Source organism: Frankia sp. EI5c (assembly GCF_001636565.1).
Classification (GTDB): Bacteria; Actinomycetota; Actinomycetes; order Frankiales; family Frankiaceae; genus Parafrankia.
The window spans coordinates 44,096-51,835 of the sequence record NZ_LRTK01000066.1 but is presented as its reverse complement, the minus strand read 5'-3'; the positions used below and the strand labels follow the sequence as shown (position 1 = coordinate 51,835).

Annotated in this window: 5 protein-coding genes and 3 pseudogenes; 5 read left to right on the top strand and 3 right to left on the bottom strand. The window is 72.4% G+C overall.

Annotated features, from left to right (window positions below):
- Positions 1 to 252 precede the first annotated feature (252 nt).
- The 3 genes and pseudogenes from UG55_RS21265 to UG55_RS40965 all read right to left on the bottom strand — a co-directional run.
- Positions 253 to 1,029, bottom strand: a pseudogene (locus UG55_RS21265) (TauD/TfdA dioxygenase family protein); the annotation flags it as partial.
- Between the two features lie 99 nt (positions 1,030 to 1,128).
- Positions 1,129 to 1,766 (bottom strand): annotated as a pseudogene (locus tag UG55_RS21260) (SDR family NAD(P)-dependent oxidoreductase); the annotation flags it as partial.
- Between the two features lies 1 nt (position 1,767).
- On the bottom strand, positions 1,768 to 1,947 hold a 180-nt coding region (locus UG55_RS40965; protein ID WP_242424893.1), incomplete at its 3' end, for an SDR family NAD(P)-dependent oxidoreductase.
- Positions 1,948 to 2,223: 276 nt separating this feature from the next.
- On the opposite strand from UG55_RS40965, the gene UG55_RS21255 reads away from it, so the two are divergent.
- The 5 genes and pseudogenes from UG55_RS21255 to UG55_RS40960 form a co-directional block, all read left to right on the top strand.
- Entirely contained in the window at positions 2,224 to 4,374 is a 2,151-nt protein-coding gene (locus tag UG55_RS21255; protein WP_083987060.1) for an FAD-dependent oxidoreductase, read from the top strand.
- Positions 4,364 to 5,122: an IgiC gene (locus UG55_RS21250; protein WP_066072150.1), complete on the top strand. Its 759-nt coding sequence runs from the start codon at positions 4,364 to 4,366 to the stop codon at positions 5,120 to 5,122. Before UG55_RS21255 ends, UG55_RS21250 begins: the two co-directional genes overlap by 11 nt.
- 88 nt (positions 5,123 to 5,210) lie before the next feature.
- The gene (locus UG55_RS21245) at positions 5,211 to 5,960 is read left to right on the top strand and encodes an IclR family transcriptional regulator (protein WP_242424892.1); all 750 of its coding nucleotides are present in this window, start codon (positions 5,211 to 5,213) and stop codon (positions 5,958 to 5,960) included.
- A 40-nt stretch (positions 5,961 to 6,000) separates the two neighbouring features.
- Positions 6,001 to 7,233, top strand: coding sequence for a CaiB/BaiF CoA-transferase family protein (locus UG55_RS21240; protein WP_066072144.1), 1,233 nt, complete (start codon positions 6,001 to 6,003; stop codon positions 7,231 to 7,233).
- A pseudogene (locus UG55_RS40960) lies at positions 7,230 to 7,740 on the top strand (hydroxymethylglutaryl-CoA lyase); the annotation flags it as partial. The gene UG55_RS21240 and the pseudogene UG55_RS40960, both read left to right, overlap by 4 nt.

Genomic DNA, 7,740 nt, shown 5'->3' with positions numbered 1-7,740 from the left:
GACATCGCACCCGCGATCGAGCGGGCCTTCGCCAGCGGCCGGACCGCCGTCGTCCACGTGGTGGTCGACCCGAAGGCGAACTCCGAGGAGATGCCGAACTACGACGAGTTCCGCACCTGGTACGCCGAAGGAATGCAGTGATCTGACGCGACCTGACGACCGGCCTGACGGCCTGACGGCCTGCCCGGGTCGGACCGGGCAGGCGCCGGCCCGGCCCGGGCTCGCCGTGGTGGACGAGCCCGGGCCGGTGCGCTACTGGATCGGCTCGTCGCCCAGCAGGGTGGTGCGGCGCATGGTGCGCGGCCTGGTCCGGTCGAACTCGCAGGCCCGGTGCACCAGGCCCCGGTTGTCCCAGATCGCCATGTCGCCGACCGACCAGGTGTGCCGCAGCACCCGGTCCGGTGTGGTGGCCCGGCGCTCCAGGTCGTCGAGCAGCGCCCGGCCCTCGTCGCGGTCCATCCCGACGACGTGGGACGTCGTCGACCCGAACACGAGCGAGCGCCGGCCGGAGCGCTGCTCCCACACCAGCGGGTGCTCCCGCGCCGGCCGGGCCGCCCACTGCGCCAGCTGCTCGGCGGTGGGGTTCGGGTAGCTGTGCCGCTGCACCGCCTCGAAGGTGTGGATGACCCGCAGCTTGGCGTAGCGCTGCTTCTCCTCGGCGGTAAGGCCCTCGTAGGCGGTGTAGGTGCTGGCGAACTCCGTCTCGCCGCCCTGGCTGGCGACCACATGGGCGCTCAGCACGCCCGCCTTCGGCGGCGGCCCACCGTCCAGGCAGCCGTCGAGGTGCCAGCGGTCGTTGCTGCGGAAGTACTCCGCGTTCGGATTGCCGGGATCAAAACTGATCTCCATCACCTCCGGCGGGTCGTACCGGGGAAACGTCGCCAGCCGGCCCAGCTTCCGGCAGAAGGCCACCTGCGCGCGGTCGTCGACGTGCAGCTCGCGGAACAGCAGCACGCCGTGCTCCTCGAGTGCCTTCGTGCAGGCCGCCGGCAGGTCCTCGTCGTGCAACAGCCGGTCGACGTCGACGTCNAGGACCTCCACGCCGACGTGCTCGCTCAGTTTCCGCATGGCGATCGCAGCCATCCGTCGCTCCTTTCGGTAGTTGTTCCGCAGTTCCGCTCATTGCCCTCAGATGCGCCGGGCGGGCGGCACCTCGTTGTGGATGCGCGGCCAGCGGAACATGCCGCTGGTCGCCTGCTGCCCGCCGTTGATCACCAGGGTCTCCCCGGAGACCCACGACGCCTCCGCCGAGCAGAGGTAGAGCGCGGCCGCCGCCACGTCGTCGACCTCGCCCACGCGGTTGAGCGGGTAGAACGACGCCATGGCGGCCCGGTCCTCGTCGGTGGTCAGCCGGTCCGCGATGAGTGGCGTGTCGATCGGCCCGGGGGCGATCGCGTTGACCCTGATCCCGTGCGTGCCGAACTCCATCGCCAGGGTCGCGGTGAAGTGGTTGACGGCGGCCTTCATCGCCCCGTAGAGCACGGCGCCGGGGGAGACGAACTGCCCGCCCACCGACGTGATGTTGAGGATGGCGCCCGGCAGCCCGAGGCGGACCATCGACTCCGCCGCGCGGATCGAGGTGAACAGCGCCGACCGCACATGCAGCGCGGAGACATGCTCGAAGTCGGCCTCGGTGAGCTCGAAGGTGTCCCGTTCGAGCCGGCCGGTGTCGCCGGCCGAGTTGACCAGGACGTCGATCCGCCCGAGCACGCCGAGGGCGCGTGCCACCAGGTCGTCGGCGGCCCTGGGGGCGGTCAGGTCGACGGNCAGCGCCCAGGCGTCGCGGCCGAGCGCCTGGATCTCCTGCACCACGCCGGCCAGCTGTTCGAGGCTGCGGGCGGCGACCGCGACGTCCGCGCCGGCCCGCGCGTAGGCCAGCGCGATGCCGCGCCCGATCCCCCGCCCGCCTCCGACGACAAGTACCTGACGACCGGCGTAGGAGAACACGAGGAACCTCCGACATTCGTTGTTCCGCCCGCGCGGCGGTCAGCCGGCGGCGGCCGTCCCGGCCGCCGTGGAGCTGCCACACCAACGCACTGATCGGCCCGCCTGTCGACATCGAAGACCGTATCGTGGATATTGACACCACGATGCGGCATCGTCCAGGGGTGAGCTGGCTGGTCCGACCCGCCATGGGCGGGGGAGCGACCGGCGGGCGGCCTCGGTGCCGGTGCCGGTGCTGGTGCCGGTGCCGGTGCCGCGAAAGGAGACGTGATCGGCGGGATGACGCACTACCCAGCGCTGTTCGAGCCCGGGCGGCTCGGGCCCCGTGAGGCCGTCAACCGGGTCTGGATGACGGCGCACGCCACCGAGTTCACGACCGACCACACCTACGCCGACGCGCACGCCGCCTACTACGGCGAACGGGCGCGCCAGGGCGTAGCGGTCATCACGATGGAGGCGACGTCGGTGCATCCGACGAGCCAGCCGCGGACGGGTGTCGTCCTGGCCTACGACCCCTCCGTGGTCGACAGCTACCGGAAGGTCGCCGCCGCGGTCCAGCCGCACGGCACGCTGCTGTTCGCCCAGCTGTGGCACCGGGGCCGCGAGACCGACAGCGTGGTGAGCCGGCGCCCGGTGTGGGCCCCGAGCCCGGTGCCGTGCACGGTCTACCGCGAGATCCCGCACGAGGTCACGGTCGCCGAGATCGACGAACTGGTGGACGGCTACGAGCGGTCGGCGAAGCTGGCGGTCGCCGGCGGCCTCGACGGCGTCGAGATCCACGGCCTCGCGCACGGCTACCTGCTCGGCCAGTTCCTCTCGCCGGCGACCAACCACCGCACCGACGCCTACGGCGGCTCCGCCGAGAACCGCTTCCGCATCGTGCGGCGCATCATCGAGCGGGTGCGCGCGGCCGTACCGGCCAGCATGGTCGTCGGCATCCGCGTCAACGGCGACGACGGCGACTTCGAGGACGCGCTGCGCAACCCCGACTGGGTGGAGATCGCCCGCCGGATCGCCGCCACCGGCGCGGTGGACTACGTCTCCGTCTCGCAGGGCACCTACCTCGACCGGATGCTCATCTACGGCGCCACGCCCAAGCCGGCCGGCTACGAGATCGCGGCGACCTCGAGCATCAAGGCCGCCGTGGGGCAGCTGCCGGTCGTGGTCGTCGGGCGCATCACGACACCCGATATGGCCGAGGCCGTGCTGCGCGACGGTCACGCCGACTTCGTGGGCATGGCCCGGCAGCTGATCGCCGACCCGGGCTGGGTGACCAAGGCCGCCCAGGGGCGTCCCAACGACATCCGGCCCTGTGTGGGTGCCAACCACTGCATCGCGTCCATCGCGCGCACGGCGTTGGCCTGCATCCACAACCCCGCCGTCGGCCGGGAGGCGGAGTTCGCCGCGCCCCTGGCAGGGAAGGGGGCGGGACAGGCGGGGCCGGGGCCGGGGGCGGCTTCGCGATCGCTGACGGTGGCCGTCGTCGGGGCGGGCCCGGCCGGGCTGCGAGCGGCCCTGACCGCCGCCGAGCTGGGGCACGAGGTGACGGTGTTCGAGCGCGGCACCGAGACCGGCGGCCAGGTGCGCTGGATGAGCCTGGCCGAGCCGTACCGGGAGTGGCTCGGCATCACCGACTGGCTGACCGAGCAGCTGCGCGGGCGCGGTGTCACCCTCCGGCTCGGCCACGAGGCGACGATCGACGACCTCGCCGGGCAGTACGACTCCTACATCGTGGCGACCGGGTCGACGCCGCGTCGCGACGGGTGGACCGCACTGCGGCCATCCCGGTGGGCGCCTGGCGCGCCGAGCGTGCCAGGTGCCGACCAGTGGAACGTGCACACGCTCGCCGAGGTGCTCGGCGAGCGGGTCGCCCTGCCGAGCTCGGTGCTCATCGTCGACGACATCGGGGACCGCCGGGCGCTGGTCGCGGCCGAGTACCTGGCCGGCGAACGCCGGGTGGTGGAGATCGTCACCAGGCTCACGCACGTCGGGGTCGGTCTCACCGACAGCCACGACCTGCCGAGCGTCACCACCCGGCTGCGCCGGCGGGGGGTGCGGCTGTCCGCCGGCCTCGAACTCGTCGCGATCGAGGAGGACCGCGTCACGCTCGCCGACGTCTACAACGACGAGCGGCAGGTCCGGGAACCGGTCGACGCGGTGGTGCTGGTCACCGGGCAGCGAGCGGAGGACGCGCTGCTGCGGCGCCTCGGTGAACTCGAACCGAACGTCGTCGGGGTGGGCGACTGCGTGGCACCGCGCCGTATCTTCGACGCCGTCTGGGAAGGAGATCTCGCGGCGCGTTCCCTGTCGGTGCGCGCCTCGTCGGCTCGCTCCGTCCAGACTGCCCGGTCCGTCCAGACTGCCCGGTCCGTCCAGACGGCGGAGGCCGAGCAGGACCTGACAGCTCAGGAGAAGACACGTGTCTGGTGACCCGCTGGGATACCGAGCCAAGTTCGGTGTCGTGACACCGTCGGTCAACACGGTGGTGCAACCTGAGTACGACGCGATGCGCCCCGCCGGCGTGACCAACCACATCGCGCGCATCCACATCCCGGAGAAGCCCATCGACGGCGACGCCGGGTTCCAGGAACTCGTGCACGCCATCGACCGCGGCCTGGACGACGCCGTGGAGCGGGTGCTGTCCTGCGAGCCGACCTGCGTCCTGATGGGCGTGTCGATCGAGGCGGTCTACCAGGGCGGGGTCGCGGCCGCCCGGGCGATCGAGCGGCGGCTCGCCGCCAGGTTCGGCGAGCTGACGCTGATCCACGCGGCGGACGCGCTGCCGGCGGCGCTGCGCGCGCTGGGGGTGGACGACGGCCCGGTGTCACTCGTGACGCCCTACATGCCGGATGCCGACGCGCACCTGAAAGGCTTCGTGGAGGAACTCGGCTACGGGTACCAGCAGGCGATCCATCTCGAAGCCCCGACGCCACTGCAGATCTCGCACATACCCGAAGCGGTCGTGCGCCGGGCGCTCACCGAGCTCGCCGGCGGCCGGCCGCGGGCGATCGTCCAGTTCGGTGCCAACCTGTCGGTCGCCCGGCTGGCCGGGGAAGCCGAGCGGTGGCTGGAACTTCCGGTCGTCGCCGTCAACACCGCCACGTACTGGCACGCCCTGCGGCGGCACGGCATCCTCGACCGGCGCGAGGGCTTCGGTTCGCTGCTCCTCCAACACTGACCCAAGCGAACACTGACCCAAGCGAACACCGACCTACTCGAACACTGGTAGACGTGCGCGACAGACATCCGTGAAAGGGGGGGCCGGCTTGGAACGCGAGGCTGACGCCGTCCAGGTGCTGCACCGGCAGGCGCTGATCCTTGACTGCTTCTCGGGGGGCCGGCCGCGGTTGCGGGCCGCCGATGTCCGGGCGGCGACCGGGCTGCCGACCACGACCGTCGCGCGCATCCTGCGCTCGCTCGTCCAGGAGAACCTGCTCCAGCGCACCGGCGACCACTACTCCATCGGGCTGCGGGTGATGGCCTGGTCGGCGGCCGCGACCGCCGGTTCCGACCTGATCGAGGCGGCCAAGCCCGTCGTCACCGAGCTGCGGGACCGCACCGGCGAATCGAGCATCGTCTACGTCCGGCAGGGCGGCACCCGGGTCGCCGTGCTCATCAGCCACTCCGAGCAGTCGATCATCTACCAGGGCAAGATCGGCCAGATCCAGCCGCTCAACGCGGGCGGCGCTGGAAAGATCTTCATGGCGTACGAGCCGGAGGCGCTGGCGGCGGCGCTGGACGCGGGGCTGCCCGCGTACACGGAGAACACGATCACCGCGCGTGATCGGCTCGAAGCCGATCTCGAGGTTGTGCGCCGCCGAGGGTGGGCGTACTCGCCCGAGGAGCGCGAACGAGGACTCAGCTCGATGGCCGCGCCGCTGACCGACGCCCGCGGCGCCCTCGTCGGTGCGCTGGCGATCGGTGCCCCCGCGTTCCGGCTGTCCCTGGAGACGGCAGTCCACCACGCCCCGGCGCTGACCGAATGCGCCAAGGCGATCTCCCAGCAGCTCCTCTGACCGCGCGCGCCGAGACGGCAAGAACAGGAGCCACGACGACATGCCCACGTCCACAAGTGCGAAGCCGTCCGACCGGTCGGACGGGGGCGGCCCGCTCGCCGGCGTCCGGGTACTGGAGCTCGGCCAGCTCATCGCCGGTCCGTTCTGCGGGCAGCTGCTCGGTGACTACGGCGCCGAGGTGATCAAGATCGAGGACCCGGCGGCGGGTGACCCGATGCGGCGCTGGGGTTACACCGACGGCAGCGGCGAGCCCGTCCACTGGTCGGTGCTGGCCCGCAACAAACGGTCGATCGGCTGTGACCTGCGCAGCCCCGAGGGCCAGGAACTGGTGCGCCGGCTGGCCGCGACCGCCGATGTGCTCGTCGAGAACTTCCGCCCCGGCACGATGGAGCGCTGGGGTCTCGGCTACGAGCAGCTCGCCGCCGTGAACCCCGGCCTGATCATGGTCAGGGTCACCGGTTTCGGCCAGGACGGCCCGTACTCCAGCCGCGCCGGCTACGGGTCGATCGGCGAGGCGATGGGCGGCCTGCGCCACCTGATGGGGGAGGCCGACCGGCCGCCGAGCCGGGCCGGGCTGTCGATCGGCGACAGCCTGGCCGGCACGCTCGGCGCGCTGGGGGCCCTCGCCGCGCTGGTCGAGCGTGGCCGCAGCGGGCGGGGCCAGGTCGTCGACTGTGCACTGTACGAGGCCGTGCTGGCGATGAGCGAGTCGCTGGTGAGCGATTACGCCGCCTTCGGCCACGTCCGGGAACGGACGGGCTCGGTGCTGCCGGGCGTCGCGCCGTCCAACGTGTACCCGACCGCCGACGGCGCCGAAGTGCTCATCGCCGCCAACCAGGACACCGTGTTCCGCCGGCTGGCGGCCGCGATGGGACGCCCGGAGCTGGCCGACGACCCGCGGTACGCCACGCACGGCGCCCGCGGCGAGCGGCAGCGGGAACTCGACCAGCTCGTCGCCGACTGGACCAGCCGGCTGACCCACCAGGAGCTCGAACGCCGGTGCCTGGCCAACTCGGTCCCCGTCGGCCTGGTCTACCGGGCGCCGGAGATGATCGATGACCCGCACTTCCAGGCCAGGCAGTCGGTCGTCGAGGTCGATGTGAACGGCTCGAAGCTGCCCATGCAGACCGTCGTCCCGCGCTTCGGCCGCACGCCGGCGCGAGTCAGGTGGGCCGGTCCGCCGCTCGGCGACGCCACCGACCAGCTGCTCGCCGAGCTCGACCTCGCCGACGCCGAGATCGCCGACCTTCGCAGCCGTGGGGTGGTCAGATGAGCACGAACGCGCCGCGACCCGCGGCGAAGCCGCGGCCTATGGCGAAGCCGCAGCCCAGCGTGCGGGTGGTGGAGGTCGGTCTGCGCGACGGCCTGCAGTCGGTGGAACGGGACGTCCCGACCGAGGCGAAGGTCGAGCTGGTCCACCTGATGGTCGAGGCCGGCGTGCGGGACATCGAGGTCGCCTCGTTCGCGCACCCGCGGGTGCTGCCGCAGCTGGCCGACGCCGAGGCGGTGCTCGCCGCCGTGCCGCGCGGCGGCGGGGTGCGGTACCGGGCGCTGGTGCCGAACCTGCGGGGGGCCCACCGGGCCGCGCAGTGCGACCTCGACGTCGTCGTCGCGCTCGTCTGCTGCGACGAGCAGGTCAGCCGGCTGAACCAGGGCAGGTCGGTCGCCGAGGTGCTCGCCGAACTGCCCGCGATCGGTGAACTCGCCCGGGACGGCGGCGGCGAACTGGTCGTCGGGATCGCGATGTCGTATTTCACGCCGTGCGTCGGCGTCACCGACC